Raw genomic sequence first — 18814 nt, forward strand, 5'->3', positions numbered from 1 at the left:
CTGTTGATTTTACCGGCTCATATGGAAAAGAATTTTTAAAGTAAAAACGAAATTACTAACGTTCCCTGTTCATCATTTATATATAGAGGTATCCCTCTTTCATTTAGATAAGCACGAATCCCTGAGATACCTCCCCCTTCATTAAAATCTATCTTTAGTCCTGTGCCGTTATCAAAAATAGAGATCTTTATTTTATCTTTAAACCTTTCCTGTGTTATAAAAATTTCGGTGGCAGCCCCATGACGAACAGCATTCATCATAGCCTCACGTATACAAAAATAAAAAACAGATTCATACATTTCCTTAAAGAGATTTTTCTTTGGCAGATGCAAAGTACAGTGAAATAATGCCGCCAGTTGTGACAATTCTTTTTTCTCATCAACTTTCTTCTTTGTGAGAGTATTACCTGTGAGATTTTTAATAAGACTTCTCCACATGTAGACTATATTTTCCTTATCTACCGTCTCATCCCCAATCATATACAAATATCCTGCCTGCATACAGTCTCCAAATTCTCTGTGTAATCTCATTTTTAAATTAAGATACTGTGGCTTTGAGTATACATCAGGTTCTTTTAATGTTTTACTGTATTTGCTGTCTTCAGAGTTTTTCAAAAATTTCATGTTATAATTTTTTTCGTTATAAAGCTCTGTATTCTCTTTGATGCTTTTTTTATGGCAGATTAGGCTTACTGACAGCTTTTTTCCTTCCTTTTCTTCACTGATTTCCATATATTCACTATTCAAACTCTCTCTTTGGAAAAGCCATGTGAGAAAGCTTGATTTATTTAAAATCATAGAGCTTTCAATAATAATAACAGCCTTTTGACCGTCATTAATATTTATCTGTACAAAATCAGGCATATACCCTGCCCATTCAAGTAAAAAAATCCAAAGCTTACATATAAAAAATGCCGTTTCAGGCAGGACCTCTCCACATCCTTCGCATAATTTAAAAGTTTTGATATCGGGAAACCATTTAAGTTTTTCCGAAAACTCCCAAAGGCAAAGATTTATTTCATCCATAGTGACAGATTTATCGGACTGACAGATTAAAAAAAGATTTACATAGCGTTTTAAAAACACTGTCAGCCATATCATCTTTCTAAAGCAAAGACTTGATGCATTCCCTTCATCTTTAAATTCATTGAATGCTGATTTAAGGGCTTTAATCTGAAAGTTTAAGTCTTTATTAAGTTTAAATAAAAGGTACTTTTGTTTCCGTTCAAAATATTTTTGTGTCATCTTCACCCCCATCAAAACAATGGATGATTCTACACCAAAGATAAACTGTAATTTTTCTTAACTATGTATAATTATAATGCTAAAGAGACATTTTAATCTTATTAAATTTGTTAATATTATTTTACAATATCATTTATCACAGGTAAATATGTCCTTATATTCATTGCTCCTTATAAAATCAATAAATTTAGTCGTCTTGCTGTTAGGAATTTTTCCCTTTTTCCACAGTAATCCGAAATCACTTGTTATTTCAGGCTTAACAGGTATTTCAACAAAATCTCTTGGATTTACTGCAAGAGATGAATACAGGAATGCTCCGCAATTTCCTCCCCTTACAAAATTTAAAATTGTACCAAGCTGACTCGAGTGCAGAAGTACCTCGGGTATAATATTCATTGCATGATATCTTGCAAAAATAGTGGAATTTTGTACAGAATCCGTATTAAATAAAATTATAGGTTCATCCTTGAGCATATCTAATGTAATCTCTTTTTCATTTGAAAATCTGTGATTTTTGGAAACACAAAAAACATAGGAATCATTCATTAAAAAATAAGACTCAAATTTGGAAATATTGTAAAAGTCCATATTTACAAGTGCTACATCCAAAATATCTTCATTTATTAAATTAGAAGCACGAATCGAGCCATACTCATATAGTTTAATAGGGATATTATAGTTTTTCTGAAATAAGTTAATAAGTCTTGGAAAAAATACCGTGCTCATAAGCGGAGGTATGCCTATTCTTATTGCCGGTATATTTCTTCCCATTGACCCAAACTCATCATAGAGTTCATGGCTGTGTACCAGTAGCCCGCTTGCTTTTTTGTAAAATTCCTCTCCTTCAGAGGTTAATGTAATTTTATTCTTTCCATGATTAAAAAGTTTAATATTAAACTCTTTTTCCAAGTCTCTTATGGCAACTGAGATAGTCGGTTGTGTAACAAACAATTCAGCTGCCGCCCTGGTTATGCTGTGATAGCGACATACCGCACAAAAATACTCCAATTGATTTAAAGTCATATCATCACCTTATATTTATTCTAAAAAATCAGCATGTTATAAACATGAATAATAAAGTTTATCTACTCATTATTATATCATTATCTGTATTTTAGTATAGTTTATTTTTATACAAACCTAAGTTAGAATTAAATATTCTTTTTAGTATAAGTAAATTACAATATGCGTGTAAGAAAAATTTATATGTAGGAGGAAAAAATATGAGTCCGGCAATAATAACATTATTATTTTTGTTATTCGCAATTATAATGTTTGTATCAGAAAAAATTCCTTTAGCCCTTACATCTATGATTGTTTGTGTGGGTCTCGTAGTGACGAGAGTATTAGATGTAAAGCAGGCTTTTGGCGGTTTTATTGATACCAATGTGATACTTTTTGTAGCTATGTTTATAGTTGGAGGTGCTCTTTTTGAAACCGGTATGGCAAATGAGATCGGCGGCTGGGTAACAAAGTTTGCCAAAACCGAACGTGGTCTTATTATTGCTATTATGGTAATAGTAGGTCTTATGAGCGGTGTGCTTTCAAATACCGGTACCGCAGCAGTGCTCATTCCTGTAGTTATAGGGATTGCTGCAAAATCAGGATTTAAAAGATCAAAGTTTCTTATGCCCTTGGTATTTGCCGCAGCCATGGGAGGTAATCTCTCACTTATAGGAGCACCGGGTAATCTTATAGCTCAGTCCACACTTGAACCTATAGGGCTTAAATTCGGATTCTTTGAATATGCAATTGTCGGGCTGCCGATACTTATAGCAGGTATAATATTTTATGCAACTATAGGTTACAAACTTCTGCCTGACAATGACCCCGGCAATGAATCGGTTTTTGACGGTGAAAACGATTTCAGTAAGGTTCCAAGATGGAAAAAAATTCTATCCTTAGTTATTCTTGTAGGAACTCTGCTTGGAATGATATTTGAAAAAGAAATAGGTATTAAATTATGTGTAACAGGCTGTATAGGAGCAATTCTCCTTGTAATTACCAAGGTGATTTCTGAAAAGGACGCTATCAAATCCATTGATATGAAAACAATATTTCTCTTTGGCGGCACTCTTTCACTTGCAACTGCACTTCAAGAAACCGGTGCAGGGGAAATGATTGCAGATAAAGTTATAGGTGGATTAGGTGCAAATCCTTCACCATATATACTTACATTTATAGTATTTATAATATGCTGTGCTCTTACAAATTTTATGTCAAACACAGCAACAACAGCACTTATGGCACCTATTTGCCTTTCGATTGCAACGGGAATGGGAGCGGATCCCAGAGCAGTGCTTATGGCATGTGTTATCGGAGGTTCATGTGCCTATGCAACTCCTATAGGAATGCCTGCCAATACAATGGTGGTGGGAGCAGGTAATTATAAATTTATAGATTATGTAAAGGCAGGTTTGCCTCTTATATTTATTGCAACAATAGTAAGTATGATAATTTTGCCGATTGCATTCCCGTTTTTTCCGGCATAAAAACAGTATAAAGGAGATTGCTATGATTAATAAAAATAATGGACAGGTACAAAGGTTAACTGAAATAATGGCACAATTTGTAGGTTTTACAGCTAAAAAGCTTCCCGATGATGTAATAAATAAACTTGCAGAACTTAGGGATAAAGAAGACAGCCCTATGGCAAAGGTTATTTATGATACAATGTTTAGAAATCAGAATCTGGCGGTGGAGTTGAATCGTCCATCATGTCAAGATACAGGAGTTTTACAGTTTTGGGTAAAATGCGGAACAAAATTTCCATTAATAGACGAACTGGAAGGATTGCTTAGAGAAGCAGTAATACAAGCTACAGTACATGCACCTCTTCGCCATAATTCTGTAGAAACATTTGATGAATATAATACAGGTAAAAATGTCGGTAAGGGTACTCCTACTGTATGGTGGGATATCATTCCACATTCAGATAAATGTGAAATATATACATATATGGCGGGAGGCGGATGCACACTTCCGGGAAATGCCACAGTACTTATGCCGGGTGAAGGCTACGAGGGAGTTACCAAATTTGTGCTTGACCGTATGACAACATATGGATTAAACGCCTGTCCTCCGCTTTTGGTAGGTGTAGGGGTTGCCACATCTGTAGAGACTGCCGCTCTTAATTCAAAAAAAGCACTTATGAGAAATATAGGTACACATAATCCAAATGAAAATGCGGCAAAGATGGAAAAGCTTCTGGAGGAGGGGATTAATAATATAGGACTTGGACCACAGGGCATGGGCGGTAATTATTCTGTAATGGGAGTAAATATTGAAAATACTGCAAGACATCCGTCAGCAATAGGAGTTGCAGTAAATGTGGGATGTTGGAGTCATAGACGAGGACATATAGTTTTTGATAAGGATCTGAATTTTACAATAGACACACATACAGGCTTTGATTATAAAGAAGGAGCATGGAGGTAATAAAATGGCTGTTGAGATTAGAGATGAGAAAAAAATATTAGTTACTCCGGTGTCAGAAGAAGATTTAAAAGATATCCATATAGGAGATATCATTTATCTTACAGGTGATTTAACAACCTGTCGAGATGTGGCACATAGGCGTGTTGTTGAAGAAGGAAGAAAAATCCCGGTGGATGTAAAAGATGCGGCGATACTTCATGCCGGTCCTATTATCCGTCCATTGGGGGATGATAAATATGAAATGGTTTCTGTAGGACCTACAACATCTATGCGTATGGAAAAATTTGAATATGAATTTGTTGAGACTACCGGTGTTAGGGTGATCCTCGGCAAAGGAGGTATGAAGGAAAATACTCAAAGAGCCTGCAAAGATTTTGGAGCAATTCATTGTGTTTTCCCGGCAGGCAATGCAGTGGTGGCAGCTGTTGAAGTGGAAGAAATTGTGGAAGCTCAGTGGAAGGATCTCGGTATGCCTGAAACATTGTGGCATTGCAAAGTTAAGGAATTCGGTCCTCTTATAGTTTCTATAGATTCTTATGGAAGGAACTATTTTGAAGAAAAGAAGGTGGAATATAATAAGAAAAAGGATGAGCAGATAGAAATAATAAGCAGGCAGGTAGGATTTATTAAATAGTCTGTACCGCTCAAAAATAAAGCAACTTAAACCTAGATTATTCATGGCAACATCATGAACGTGGCTGAAAGCCATATAATTACTATATTTTAACAAAATATTGCTTTCACCTAGTAAGTGAATAAAAAAAGAGCGTCCATTTGTGGTAAAATTAAGGTGCTAAAACTCAATATAATCACACAAAGGAGCCCTTTATGAGTATTGTAAACACCTTATCACTTGAAAGCAATAGAAAAATTAAAATTAATTTCGATGGAGGAGATTTATCCTCCGATGCAGGCTTACTTTTTATAAAAGAATTCGTAAGTAAACTTGGCATTGACAAACTTTTCTGTAAATCATTTAAGACCAATGATTCTGCATTATTCCGTTATCACACTGATAAAGAAAACCTTCTTCAGATGATATATATGATCATTGCAGGCTATTTTGAAGATGATTCTTCAGATGAACTTACAAATGATCCTGTGTTTAAAGCAGTGCTGAATAAAGACACTTTAATCGCAGCCAACTATTTCACGATTTCATAATCGAATGGATGAGGACTCACTTAATCAGTTCCTTTCTATGAACCGGATCCTTCGAAAGAAAGTTTATAGTATTCAGATGCCTGAAGCTATCATTTTAGATCTGGACTCAACACTTCTTAATGCCTATGGCAAACAGGAAGGCAGAGCATTTAACTTCCACTATCAAAGTAACGGTTACCATCCACTTGTTTGCTATGATGGACTCACAGGAGATTTGATTAAAATTCAGCTTCGTGATGGGACTCAGTATTCAAGCACAGGTGTTGTGGAATTTCTTCAGCCTATACTTGATGAATATCTTAAAGATTTTCCGGAAATTAAACTTCTCCTTCGTGGAGATAGTGGCTTTGCAACACCGGGTTTGTATAAACAGTGTGAAGAAAACGGTACCGGCTATGTAATTCGTTTGAAAGAAAATGCTATACTTCGTGATAAGGTATCATATCTTGTAGATGAACTTGATGAAATCACAAAAAACAACAAAGTAGATTATGCTGTAGTTTATGGTGAATTCATGTATCAGGCAGGTCCTTGGCCTTATGAAAGACGTGTTGTCTGTAAAGTTGAAAAACCTGAAAACCAAATGACTTACATGTATACATTCATTGTTACAAATATGGAGTCATCTCCTGAATATCTTATCAAGTTCTATTGCAAAAGAGGCTTGATGGAAAACTTCATAAAGGAAAGTAAAACAGGTTTTGACTTCGCTTCTGTCAGCAGTCATACAAGAATTGTAAATGCCAACAGGCTTCAAATACATGCATGCGAAAACAACGCATTGATACTGTCCGTCTAAAACTGCTAAAGGTTGCTGCAAAAGTAATTCGTTCAGCAAGATATATGACATTTAAGCTGTGTAGCAGTTGCCCATATAAGGATGAGTTCTATGAGACTATATCAAATATTAGCAAGCTATATGTACAACTCGAATAGCAACTAATAACGAACCTTGAGAGCTTAATAACTACTCAAAAACTCTACCTAGGGGGAAGTCTGCCCATTTTTAGATGTATTAAGTCAGTTATAGCGTCATTGGTCAAGTTTAAAGATTTATAGCACGGTAATTAACTAAAATATTGTACCGTGAATAATTCAGGTTAAATTATACTGCCTTGTGAATATGGAGAATATATCAAAATTCTTTGGATAAACTAAAAAGAAGACTTTTATAACACACGATTAAAAAAGTCTTCTTTTATTTTATGTAATCATATTAGCTGCCTTGATTGGAATAAATTCTAACAGTTAAAAAATAGGATAGTGTAAATGTTGTAATAGATAAAATAATATTTACTATGCTAAAAATAACTAATTGCGTAGTTGAGGGCTTTCCAAATAAGATATTATTTATTGCTATAAGTCCAGCCATAATTGCTACTGATATTATTAAGCTTATAATACTTATAGCTTCTGTTCTGTCATTTGAATCCAAGTAAGATAAAGGAAAAAAGAATGAATTCATAAATAGTATAGTTCCTATAAAAGAAGAAAATAACAGCAGGATATCAATATATCTATAGAATGCAAATCCATGAAAAGTAAATGACGCTAAAAACAATGCCATGGAAATTACAGTTCCAATAACGACTGTAATTAATTGAGCTATAAATATACTTTTTATAATTTCTGATCTTTTTACAGGCAGTGATAAAATATACTGTTTCCATTTTCCACCATTATTTTTTATTAAGCTTATAGAGCTGATAAATGGAAGTCCGATAACGGTTAAACCTAAAAAAGCCATTAACAAAGTTTCGTTTTTGTCACCAAAAATAAGGATAAGGATACCCGCCAATAATATAAAGACTAACAATACGCTTAAGTTTGATATTATCTTATAATAATGATGTTTAATCAAGCCTTTCATTTTGTTTCCCCTTTCACCATAAGCAACATAATTTCATCTAATGAAGCATTATCTATTATCAAATTTTTATATTTTCTTTCTGCCAACTTTCTATCAGACACCAAAACATCTATCTGATAATCTCTTTTCATATACGATAATATATCCTCGGATGATATACTTAAAAAATTATTTTCTGAGCAACGGATAATTCCGTATTCATATATAAGTTCATCCTTGGTTTTATTTAAAATAATTTCACCCTTATTAATAAATACAATATAATCAGTTATTTTTTCTAAATCTCCGGTAATATGTGAAGATAACAGTACTGAGTGATTTTTCTGTTTTACAAACTCAAGAAGGACATCTAAAATTTCATCTCTCATAACAGGATCAAGCCCACTTGTAGCTTCATCTAAAATTAGGAGTTTAGATTTGTGAGAAAGTGCTACTGCGATTGCAAGTTTCATTCCCATTCCTCTTGAATAAGTTTTAATTTTCTGCGATTTGGATAAGCCAAAGCGTTTAAGATACTCTTCAAAGCAGATATTATCCCATTGTTTATAGATTTTTTCAAAGATATTTGATATTTGTTTGGCTGTAAGGTAGTCAGGAAAATTATTACTATCATATACCACACCAATACTTTCTCTTATGATTGTATCTTCATCAGACATTTCTTTGCCGAATATTTCAATCTTCCCACTATCTTTTTTTAAAACATTTAAAATACAGTTCATTTTAGTAGATTTTCCGGCGCCATTTTCACCGATAAAGCCCATTATACTGCCCTCAGGTAGTGAAAAGGATATGTCAGTGATAGAGAAATTTGATCTATCATATTTTTTATTTACATCTTTTAATGTCAAAATATTTTTCATTTTACTCCTCCAAATACAAAATTTTTAATACTTCAACTATTTTTTCTAATGGAATAGCATTTTCTTTTGCTATTGCAATGGCAGACTGTAGATGTTCTTCAATCTCTTTTTGCTTTTGCTCTTTATAAAAATCTTTGTTTCTTGCTAATATATAGGTTCCTCTACCTATTTCAGTTTCTATAAAGCCATCTCTTTGTAATTCTTCATAAGCTCTTTGAACAGTGATGACACTTACATGAATTGATTTGGCTAAAGCTCTCATTGAAGGAAGCGATTCTCCGGCAAGTAATTCTTCATTCATAATCATGTTTTTAACCTGAGAAACAATCTGTTCATATATAGGTTTGTCTCTATTATTGCTAATTATAATATTCAAAAAAACTCCTTACATATTGTACTTATTGTATAAGTACAATATTAGCATTATAAATATATAACTGTCAAGAGGGTTTTCCCCTTGCCATCAACTTTTATTATTAAATTATTAAACTTAATTTTCTTAATTGATAACTCAATAAAGATGTGGGATAATAAAGATGTTAGGGGAGTGAAACATAAAAGAATATATTGATATTATAGATATTCATTAGTTTACCAATATAATATGAACGAGGTAAAGGCGAGTATGCAGGATAACAAAGAATGGAACATTATTAGAAATGATATTAAAAATGTTTTTGATGAAAAGGATATAAGTAATAGAGCCAAGGAATTTTCCGATAAAATTGCAAACACACTTACGGTAGCAAAAAATTCCCTTAAAACAACCTATGATAAAAAGATAAAGAGCGCAAAATTTTCAAGAGAGATAAATGCCGATACAAAAATCTATATAAATTCAAAAAGATCGGAGTCACTGATAAGGGCATTTGTAGGATTCCCTATAATGATAGTATTTGCTATTCCGATACTGGTGCTTACACTGACTATTTTACCTTTTTCTTTAATAGGATGGCTTATTCCCATTATTGCACTTTTACCGTTTTTCGGAGTGGGATTTTTCCTTGCAATACCGGCAATGTTGAAGCTTAAAATTACAGATAAGGCAGAGAATTATTATCGCATAATGAATGGCAAAACCTATATGAATATAGAGGATTTGGCAATGCTTTCAAATGAGACTCCATATACGGTGGTAAATAATCTGAGGAAGATGATAGATAAAAGGATTTTCCCTGAAGGGCATCTGGATATTAACAGCAGATGCTTTATGTTAAGCAATGATATTTACAGAGAATATATGGCGCTTGAGGATCAAAGAAGGTCACAGCAAATGCTGGAGGATAAAAGTAAGACAGGCGAGGATATAAAAGAAGATAATATCATATCTGAAGGCAGATTATATATATTGTCAATTAAGGAATTGCATTTGGGTATTACAAATGAGCCTATGTCATCCAAGCTTACAAGGTTGGAGAATGTTCTCACATCAATATTTGACAGGGTGGAAAAAGAACCTAAGGAAACAGGAAAGCTTTATAAGTTAATGAAATACTATTTGCCTACTACATTAAAGCTTATAAAGACCTATGTGGATTTTGACAATGTTATCTCTCCGGATGGTGATATATTAAATACAAAAAAAGAAATCGAATTGACCATTGACTCTATAAATGAGGCCTGTACGGAATTCCAGAACAGACTTTATAAGGATTCTGTAATGGATGCGGATACCGATGCGGCATTATTAAAGGTAATGCTTGCAAAGGAGGGCTTAATAAGCGGTGGAATAAATGAAAATAATGCGAGGTAGAAAATATGAATGACAATGAAGTAAAAAGCAATGAGATAAATATGGATTCACTGGATAAGATGTTAAATGAAGGTCCGAGTCTGACATTTGATATGCAGGAAGAAAAGCCTGTAGCCGTTGTTGTGGAAACCAAGAAAGAAGAAAATTCACCGCAGGTAAAACTCTCTCCTGAAGAGGAAAGAATGGTGGAGGAGTTTGCATCAAAAATAGATATAGGCAATTCACAGGCGATACTTTCTTATGGAGTGGGCAGCCAAAAAAAGATTGCCGACTTTTCCGAGAATGCACTTGAAAGAGTCAGAACCAAGGACTTGGGTGAGATAGGTGATATGCTTGCCGGAGTGGTGGGAGAGATACGCTCCCTTGAAAGTGAGGATGAGGAGAAGGGGCTTTTTGGTCTGTTTAAGAAAACAGGCAATAAGCTGGCAAATATGAAGGCAAAATATGACAAGGTGGAAACCAATGTCAATAATATAGCTAAGGTTTTGGAGGATCATCAGGTAACCTTAATGAAGGATGTGCTGATGCTTGATAAAATGTATGAGCTGAATATGAACTATTACAAGGAATTGTCCATGTATATTCTTGCCGGAAAGAAAAGGCTGGAAAGAGCAAATAATATAGAACTGCCCGCTCTTATTAAAAAGGCGGATGAAAGCGGACTTCCTGAGGATACTCAAAAAGCAAAAGATTTTTCACAGATGATAAATCGTTTTGAGAAAAAAATATATGATTTGGAGCTTACAAAAACAGTTTCATTACAGATGGCTCCTCAGATAAGGCTTATACAAAACAATGATTCAATGATGTCCGACAAGATACAGTCTACCATTGTAAATACTATTCCGCTTTGGAAAAATCAGATGGTGATTGCTATAGGCTTAAAACATTCAAGTGATGCCGCAAAGGCACAAAAGGCTGTATCGGATATGACAAATGAGCTTTTGAAGAAGAATGCCGAGATTTTAAAGACAGCCACTATAGAAACCGCAAAAGAGTCGGAGCGTGGAATAATAGATATTGAGACTCTTAAAAACACCAATAAAACTCTTATATCCACATTTGATGAAGTAATAAAGATACAGGATGAGGGAAGGAAGAAAAGAAAGGAGGCTGAGGCGGAGCTAAAGAATATCGAAAATGAAATGAGAGCAAAGCTTCTTGAAATCAGCAACAGACAGGTTAACAGTAATCAATAGATGGGAAAGAAAATGAATAATTGGAGACAAAAATACCATATTGAGCCTAAAAAAGGCTGGTTAAACGATCCTAACGGACTTTGTTTTTTTAAAGGATATTACCATGTGTTTTATCAATATGCCTATGAGCCTGAGGGCGGCAATAAATATTGGGCGCATCTTAAGTCAAAGGATTTGCTTTTCCGGGAGGATGCAGATATATTTTTATCACCCGATAAAGATTTTGATAAAAACGGGGTGTACTCAGGCTGTGCATTTATAAAAGAAGATATAATGCATATCTTTTACATGGGAAATGTAAAAAAGGACGGAGATTTTGACTATATATATGCCGGCAGGGAGCATAATACCGTACATGTAATAAGTAAGGACGGCTTGAAAGCGGAAAAAAAAGAAGTACTTATGTATAATAGTGACTATCCGGAAGGGCTTTCCTGTCATGTAAGAGATCCGAAGGTATTTGAATATGAGGGCAAATACTATATGGTACTCGGTGCAAGAACCATGGAGGATAAGGGAGAGGTTCTGATTTTTGAATCTGAGGATTTAAAGAAATGGAAGTATATAAGAACTTTTGAAACTATGGCAAGATTTGGCTATATGTGGGAATGTCCCGATCTTTTTGAAATAAACGGTCAGTGGATTCTTATGGCATGTCCACAGGGAGTACAGGGCGGCAAGTACGAGTTCCAAAATATTCATTCCTGTGTATACTTTATAATTGAGGGAGATTTTAGAACCAACGGCTATATAAGCGAGTACAAAGAAGTAGATTTCGGTTTTGATTTCTATGCACCTCAGACCTTTATGCATGATAAAAGAAGACTGTTGCTTGGATGGATGGGTATGCCTGATGCAAATTATACAAATCCGACGGTAGAATATGGATATCAGCATTGTATGAGTGTATTCAGAGAGCTTGACTTTAAAGACAATACATTATATATGAAGCCTGTAAAAGAACTTGAATCAATCAGAAAGCCTGTATTTGAATATGCTGAAGAAAAAGTAATTTATAAAAATGCGGATGATAAAAGGGCTTTTGAGCTGGAAATATCAAACTTTGGAGAAAGTCTAAAAATAGAAGTCTTTGATACTGTTAAGCTTGATTTTGATGCAAACAGAGGAGATTTGGAGCTTTCCTTTATTGCAAACGGATATGGCAGAGATAAGAGATATTTAAAGATTAAAAGCTTGGAGAGTCTAAGGATTATGATTGATGCATCTTCTTTGGAGATCTTTGTAAATGACGGAAAGTATGTAATGTCTACCAGAATGTATCCGTCAAATTATAGTGATATAAAAGTATCAGGTAATATCAGGGGAAAACTTTATAGTTTGGATATATAATACTTGTATTACACAGATTGTATATTGATGAATTTCAAAATGAAGGAGAAATATAATGAAAAGATTTATTATATGTTTACTTGGTTTGATTTTATTATTAAATATGGCATGCTGTGCAAAGAAAGAAGAAAACAAGGCGGATGAAGGCAGATTGAAAACCTATTCTGAATTAAGTAACGGAACATATAGTTGTGATGAGCATATTTATAAATACAGATTTGAAATAAGCGGAAGAATGCCTAATGCCGCAAAAAACAGTACTTTTGTATATCTTAGCAATCTTCCTGAGATATCATTTGAGCAGGCATGGAAAGCCTCAGGTTTAAGCAGTTCATTAGATGATTATTTTTCTGAGGAAGATGCAATACTTGTGGAGCGAAGGTAAAATTAAAAAAGGACTTAATGTGGAAATGCTTTAACAGGCATTTCCACCGCATTTATAGGAAAAGTGATTTGTTAATGATATTATTTGACAGATTAAAAAATATATTTGATTTTAATAAAGATAGAAAAGAAAGTAAAATGAAGTTAATAGTTGGTTTGGGGAATCCGGGAAGAGAGTATGTAAATACCAGACATAATGCCGGTTTTTATGTTGTGGAAAAGCTGGCGTATGAGCTTGGAGAAGATATATCGGAAAGAAAGTACAAGGGGGTTTTTACAAGGGTAAGAATCGGGAATGAAAAAGCGATAATTTTAGAACCGCTGACATATATGAATAACAGCGGTGAATCTGTGCGTGCTTTTATGGATTATTTTAAGATTGATGCATCAGATGTGATAGTTATATATGATGATATAAATCTTGAACCCGGGAATTTGCGTATAAGGCTAAAGGGAAGTGCAGGAGGACATAATGGGATAAAGTCTTTGATTGCACATATGGGTACATCCGATTTTCCAAGAATTAAGGTGGGAGTAGGAGAAAAGCCGGCGAAGATGGATCTGGCAGACCATGTGCTTGGCAGATTTAATGATACCGATAAGAAACTTTTAGATGAAGCGGCATCAGATGCCATAGAAGCTATAAAGCTTATGGTAGAAGATCAGTATGATACAGCAATGAACAGATATAATACCAAAAAGATAAAGTAAGGAAGAATATGAGTTTATTTGAAAATCCCTTAAAAAGATTAGCGGATTTTGAATCTTTAGAAGAAAATATAAAAAAAGAGAAGTTTCCTCTACAAGTCAGTGATATGGCAGAGCCCGGAAAGGCACATCTTATATCGGAGCTGATGAAGGAAGAAAGACCATGGAAACTTGTTATATCCTATGATGAGGACAATGCAAGCAGGCTATATGAAGATATAGGCTGCTTTTTGGACGATGTTTATTTGTATCCTGCAAGAGATTTACTTTTTTTTAACGCGGATATAAGGTCTTTGCAGATAACGGTAAAAAGAGTGGAAGTGTGGAAACATCTGAGGGAGGACGCCGGCGGTGTTATAGTTACAACTGCCGATGCCCTTATGGATAAGCTGGAAGATTATCAAAAATTCTGCGAGACCACAATGGAGATAAAAAAAGAAGACACTGTTGATATAGAAAAATTAGCAAAGAAACTTACGGATATAGGTTATGAGAGAAGTTTTGAAACAGGCAATCCGGGGCAGTTTTCAATAAGGGGAGGTATAATAGATATATTCCCTCTTACCGAGGAATACCCTGTAAGAATAGAGCTGTGGGATGATGAGATAGATGCAATGAAGAGCTTTGATCCTGCAAGTCAAAGATCCATAGATGAACTTGAATATGTAAATATTTATCCTGCAAGAGAGAGGGAGCTTGGCGGCGAGCAGTCTTTTTTGAGATATTTTGATTATAAAAAAACTTTGATATATATTGATGAGCCTGCAAGAACTCTGGAAAAAGCAAGAAAGACCGAGGAGGAATACAATCAAAGTGCCTCGGGGCGAATAGAGTCAGGTCAGTACAATAAGGAGGATATTCCGGATATTTTCGGAGCTGAAGAGGTATTTCACAGCTTAAGCAAATCACCCTGTATTGCGCTTACAGGACTTGACAATAGAATAAAGGAAATCGAAGTAAAAGCCGTTTATTCCATTTTTTCAAGAATGAGCGGTGTATATCATGAAGATTTTACAAATCTTGTGGACGATTTAAAAAAATACAGGAGCAATAAAACGAAAGTGGCTCTGGTATGTGCTTCAAAGACCAGAGCAAAAAGACTTGCAGACAGCTTTAGAAATGATTATTCTTTGGATGCCTTCTTTTCGGAAGAAGAAAGAGATGTAAGTATTGCTCCCGGACAGATAGCTATATTTGTAGGAAATATACATTCGGGCTTTGAATATCCTGCTATAAATTTTGCTCTGATTTCAGAAAGTGATATCTTCAAAATCCAAAAGAAAAAAAAGAGAAGAGAAAAGGAATATGAGGGGGATAGAGTAACCTCTTTAAGTGAGCTCTATGTAGGAGATTATATAGTACATGAGGATCATGGTCTTGGAATATACAGGGGTATCGAAAAAATAGAAAGAGACGGTATCATAAAGGACTATGTAAAAATCGAATACCAGGGTGGTGATAATTGCTTTGTACCGGTTTCAAAGCTGAATCGAATACAAAAATACGGCACCGGAGAAATAAAAAAGCCTAAGCTCAATAAACTTGGAGGAGTCGAGTGGAATAAGACAAAGACAAGGGTAAAGACAGAAGTTGAGGAAATGGCAAAGGAGCTTGTGGCTTTGTATGCAAGCAGACTGAAGGGTAAGGGTGTAATTTACAGTGAGGACACTCTTTGGCAAAGAGAGTTTGAAGAGATGTTTGAATATGAGGAAACCTATGATCAGCTAAAAGCCATAGAGGATGCCAAAAGAGATTTGGAAACCGGTAAAATCATGGACAGACTTATATGCGGTGATGTGGGATATGGAAAGACCGAGATTGCGCTAAGAACTGCATTTAAGGTCATACAGGAAGGATATCAGGTATTGTATCTGGTACCTACAACCATACTTGCAAGACAGCATTACAATACATTTATTCAAAGAATGAAGGATTTTCCTGTTAAAATAGCCCTTTTATCAAGATTTAACACCAAAAAAGAACAGACCAAAACTATTGAGGATTTAGAAAAAGGTCTTGTGGATATAGTTATAGGTACTCACAGACTCTTATCAAAGGATGTATTGCCAAAGAAGCTTGGACTTGTAATAGTGGATGAGGAGCAAAGATTCGGTGTAAGGCATAAGGAAAAGTTAAAGCAGCTTTGTGAAAATGTAAATGTTCTTACACTTACCGCAACACCTATACCAAGGACTTTACATATGTCACTTTCGGGTATCCGAGATTTATCTGTTTTGGAAGAGCCGCCTGTGGACAGAAAGCCCATACAGACCTATGTGATGGAATACCATGATGAGACTGTAAAAGAGGCTATAAGAAGAGAGGTGGCAAGAGGAGGTCAGGTATATTATCTTTATAACAGAGTCAATAATATTGAGGAAGTGGCGGCGCATGTAAGAGCACTTTTGCCTGATATAAATGTGGAATATGTACATGGCAGAATGGATGAAAGACATCTTGAAGCAAGGATGGTGGATTTTATAAATGGAGATGTGGATGTATTAGTCACGACCACCATAGTGGAAACCGGACTGGATGTGCCCAATGCCAATACCATAATAGTTCATGATGCTGACAGACTGGGACTTTCACAGCTTTATCAGCTAAGAGGCAGGGTAGGAAGAAGTAAAAGAAGTGCCTATGCCTTCCTTATGTATACAAGAAACAAGCTTTTATCCGAGGAGGCGTCAAAAAGACTTAAGGCAATAAGAGAATTTACGGAACTGGGTTCCGGAATAAAGATTGCAATGAGAGATTTGGAGATAAGGGGTGCCGGAAATGTACTTGGAGTGACACAGCATGGACATATGGAAGAGGTAGGATATGATTTATATGTTAAGCTTTTAAATACGGCGGTCAGAGCATTAAAAACCGGAGAGCCGGTGGAAGAGGAAATAGAGGCGAGTGTTGAGATAGACAGCAGTGCATATATTCCGGGAAGCTATATTTCAAATGAGGAAACAAAGCTTGAAATATATAAAAAGATAGCATTGGTAAAAACCGAGGAAGATTTTATTGATATGCAGGATGAACTTATAGACAGATTCGGTGAGATGCCAAGACCTGTCAGCAATCTTTTATATGTGGCAAGGATAAAGGCTTTGGCAAGCAGTATGTTTATCAGTGATATTATTGTGAATAAATTGCAGATAAAGTGGACAATGCGAGAAAACAAACAGATAAAAATGGATAAGCTTGACGGCTTTTTAAAATCTTTCGGGAAAAATATGACGGTGAAGTATGACAAGGTGCTTAACTGGGAATACAGAGACAGAGAAAAAATCTCTACAGAGGACAGAATGGAATTTGCCCTGAATCTGCTTGAGAAGATGAAAGAGGAAATATTTTAGTATAAAAATCATTTGACAAATACAGATGATAACAAGTATACTTGTTAATGCACAGCCGGGGAGATAGCGGTGTCCTGTACCTACAATCCGCTTTAGTAGGGGTGATGTCTTGCCTAGGGTGTTCATTTGCTTAGCAGCCTAAAGCAAGTGGTGTTGAAGTGGGGGTCCCCACGCAATGGAAACTTTCGAACCGTGTCAGGACAGGAATGTAGCAGCACTAAGGAGGACCTTTCATGTGCCGTGAGATAGCCGCCACAGAGCTAACTGCTTTAGTAGCGTTTGTGAATGGCATTCGAAGCAAGGCGTGCGTATAAAGGGCATTATTAAGAAATCTGTTCAGATTTTTTGATAATGCTCTTTGATTTTATAAAATAGTATTTGTTAATTTAATGACAGTGCTATTGAAAAATTTTTTTTGTTAATATAAAATAATGTAGACATTTATATAGATTTAATTATGAAGATATCTTATATAAATTTTATACATAGAAGAGGAAATCCGTTTTAATAGGAGGAAATATATGGCAATAAAAACTATAGGTGTGCTGACAAGCGGTGGAGATGCACCGGGAATGAATGCGGCTATAAGAGCGGTAGTCAGAACAGCGATTCACAATGGATTGAATGTAAAGGGAATAATGAGAGGTTATGCGGGACTTTTGCAGGAAGAGATAGTGGATATGGAAAGTACCAGTGTATCCGAGATTATCCACAGAGGAGGTACAATACTCTATACTGCAAGATGTCAGGAGTTTACAACAGCGGAAGGACAAAAAAAGGGTGCCGAGATCTGTAAAAAACATGGTATAGACGGTGTGGTTGTTATCGGTGGTGACGGTTCATTCCAGGGTGCTGGAAAGCTTTCGGCACTTGGAATCAATACAATAGGAATACCCGGAACCATTGACCTTGATATAGCTTGTACAGAATATACAATAGGATTTGATACAGCGGTAAATACTGCAATGGATGCTATTGATAAGGTAAGAGATACATCCACCTCACATGAGAGATGTTCAATAATTGAGGTAATGGGAAGGAATGCAGGATATATTGCACTTTGGTGCGGTTTTGCAAACGGTGCCGAAGATGTTCTTTTGCCTGAGAGATATGACGGCAATGAGCAGGCGCTTATAGATAAGATTATAGAGAACAGAAAGCGTGGAAAAAAGCATCATATCATAATCAATGCCGAGGGTATAGGACATTCAACCTCTATGGCAAAGAGAATAGAGGCGGCTACAGGAATTGAAACAAGAGCCACAATACTGGGCTATATGCAAAGAGGCGGTGCGCCTACATGTAAGGACAGGGTTTATGCATCAATTATGGGTGCAAAGGCAGTGGAGCTTCTTATAGCAGGAAAGTCAAACAGACTTGTTGCATATAAAAACGGTGAGTATGTAGACTTTGATATTCAAGAAGCATTGGCAATGACTAAGGACATATCGGAAGATCAATTCAGAATAAGCAAGCTGTTGGTAAGATAAT

15 protein-coding genes, 1 other RNA gene and 1 pseudogene are annotated in these 18814 nt (G+C 35.3%); 12 read left to right on the top strand and 5 right to left on the bottom strand.

Going from position 1 to position 18814, the window contains the following annotated elements; genetic code table 11:
* Positions 1-35: 35 nt before the first annotated feature.
* Positions 36-1244, bottom strand: coding sequence for a response regulator (locus tag J4O15_RS04440; RefSeq protein WP_208099853.1), 1209 nt, complete (start codon positions 1242-1244; stop codon positions 36-38).
* Positions 1245-1373: 129 nt separating this feature from the next.
* Positions 1374-2267, bottom strand: a complete 894-nt coding sequence (locus J4O15_RS04445) for a LysR family transcriptional regulator (RefSeq protein WP_009220247.1) — start codon at positions 2265-2267, stop codon at positions 1374-1376.
* Positions 2268-2467: 200 nt separating this feature from the next.
* Here J4O15_RS04445 and J4O15_RS04450 point away from each other — a divergent pair, with 200 nt between their 5' ends.
* The 4 genes and pseudogenes from J4O15_RS04450 to J4O15_RS04465 form a co-directional block, all read left to right on the top strand.
* Positions 2468-3736 (top strand): SLC13 family permease, encoded by a 1269-nt coding sequence (locus tag J4O15_RS04450; RefSeq protein WP_208099854.1) that lies wholly within the window; start codon positions 2468-2470, stop codon positions 3734-3736.
* A 22-nt stretch (positions 3737-3758) separates the two neighbouring features.
* Positions 3759-4682 (top strand): L(+)-tartrate dehydratase subunit alpha, encoded by a 924-nt coding sequence (gene ttdA / locus J4O15_RS04455; RefSeq protein WP_208099855.1) that lies wholly within the window; start codon positions 3759-3761, stop codon positions 4680-4682.
* 4 nt (positions 4683-4686) lie between these two features.
* Entirely contained in the window at positions 4687-5316 is a 630-nt protein-coding gene (gene ttdB / locus J4O15_RS04460) for a L(+)-tartrate dehydratase subunit beta (protein WP_009220244.1), read from the top strand.
* Positions 5317-5510: 194 nt separating this feature from the next.
* A pseudogene (locus J4O15_RS04465) lies at positions 5511-6704 on the top strand (IS1380 family transposase); the annotation flags it as partial.
* A gap of 358 nt (positions 6705-7062) precedes the next feature.
* Here the strand turns inward: J4O15_RS04465 and J4O15_RS04470 are convergent.
* The 3 genes from J4O15_RS04470 to J4O15_RS04480 are packed head-to-tail and all read right to left on the bottom strand — an operon-like array spanning position 7063 to position 8955.
* Positions 7063-7716 (bottom strand): ABC-2 transporter permease, encoded by a 654-nt coding sequence (locus J4O15_RS04470; RefSeq protein WP_009220239.1) that lies wholly within the window; start codon positions 7714-7716, stop codon positions 7063-7065.
* Positions 7713-8579 carry an ABC transporter ATP-binding protein gene (locus J4O15_RS04475; protein ID WP_208099856.1) on the bottom strand — a complete coding sequence of 289 codons (867 nt, stop codon included), beginning with the start codon at positions 8577-8579 and terminating at the stop codon, positions 7713-7715. The genes J4O15_RS04470 and J4O15_RS04475 overlap by 4 nt, the downstream gene beginning before the upstream one ends.
* Before the next feature lies 1 nt (position 8580).
* Positions 8581-8955: a GntR family transcriptional regulator gene (locus tag J4O15_RS04480; RefSeq protein ID WP_208099857.1), complete on the bottom strand. Its 375-nt coding sequence runs from the start codon at positions 8953-8955 to the stop codon at positions 8581-8583.
* A gap of 228 nt (positions 8956-9183) precedes the next feature.
* Between J4O15_RS04480 and J4O15_RS04485 the strand changes: the two genes are divergently transcribed.
* The 8 genes from J4O15_RS04485 to pfkA all read left to right on the top strand — a co-directional run bounded on the left by J4O15_RS04485 (position 9184) and on the right by pfkA (position 18813).
* Positions 9184-10332: a 5-bromo-4-chloroindolyl phosphate hydrolysis family protein gene (locus J4O15_RS04485; protein ID WP_243761959.1), complete on the top strand. Its 1149-nt coding sequence runs from the start codon at positions 9184-9186 to the stop codon at positions 10330-10332.
* A gap of 5 nt (positions 10333-10337) precedes the next feature.
* Positions 10338-11531, top strand: a complete 1194-nt coding sequence (locus J4O15_RS04490) for a toxic anion resistance protein (RefSeq protein WP_208099858.1) — start codon at positions 10338-10340, stop codon at positions 11529-11531.
* A gap of 12 nt (positions 11532-11543) precedes the next feature.
* A complete protein-coding gene (locus J4O15_RS04495) occupies positions 11544-12881 on the top strand; it encodes a glycoside hydrolase family 32 protein (RefSeq protein WP_208099859.1) in 1338 nt (445 codons plus the stop codon).
* Between the two features lie 55 nt (positions 12882-12936).
* Entirely contained in the window at positions 12937-13266 is a 330-nt protein-coding gene (locus J4O15_RS04500; RefSeq protein WP_208099860.1) for an immunogenic protein, read from the top strand.
* A gap of 74 nt (positions 13267-13340) precedes the next feature.
* Positions 13341-13976, top strand: a complete 636-nt coding sequence (gene pth / locus J4O15_RS04505; protein WP_208100268.1) for an aminoacyl-tRNA hydrolase — start codon at positions 13341-13343, stop codon at positions 13974-13976.
* 8 nt (positions 13977-13984) lie between these two features.
* A complete protein-coding gene (gene mfd / locus J4O15_RS04510; RefSeq protein ID WP_208099861.1) occupies positions 13985-17323 on the top strand; it encodes a transcription-repair coupling factor in 3339 nt (1112 codons plus the stop codon).
* Positions 17324-17370: 47 nt separating this feature from the next.
* Positions 17371-17633, top strand: an RNA gene (gene ffs / locus J4O15_RS04515) — signal recognition particle sRNA large type.
* 211 nt (positions 17634-17844) lie between these two features.
* Positions 17845-18813, top strand: coding sequence for a 6-phosphofructokinase (pfkA, locus tag J4O15_RS04520; RefSeq protein WP_009220229.1), 969 nt, complete (start codon positions 17845-17847; stop codon positions 18811-18813).
* The last annotated feature ends 1 nt before the right edge of the window (position 18814 follow it).

This window comes from Lachnoanaerobaculum sp. Marseille-Q4761 (genome assembly GCF_017565785.1).
GTDB lineage: Bacteria > Bacillota > Clostridia > Lachnospirales > Lachnospiraceae > Lachnoanaerobaculum.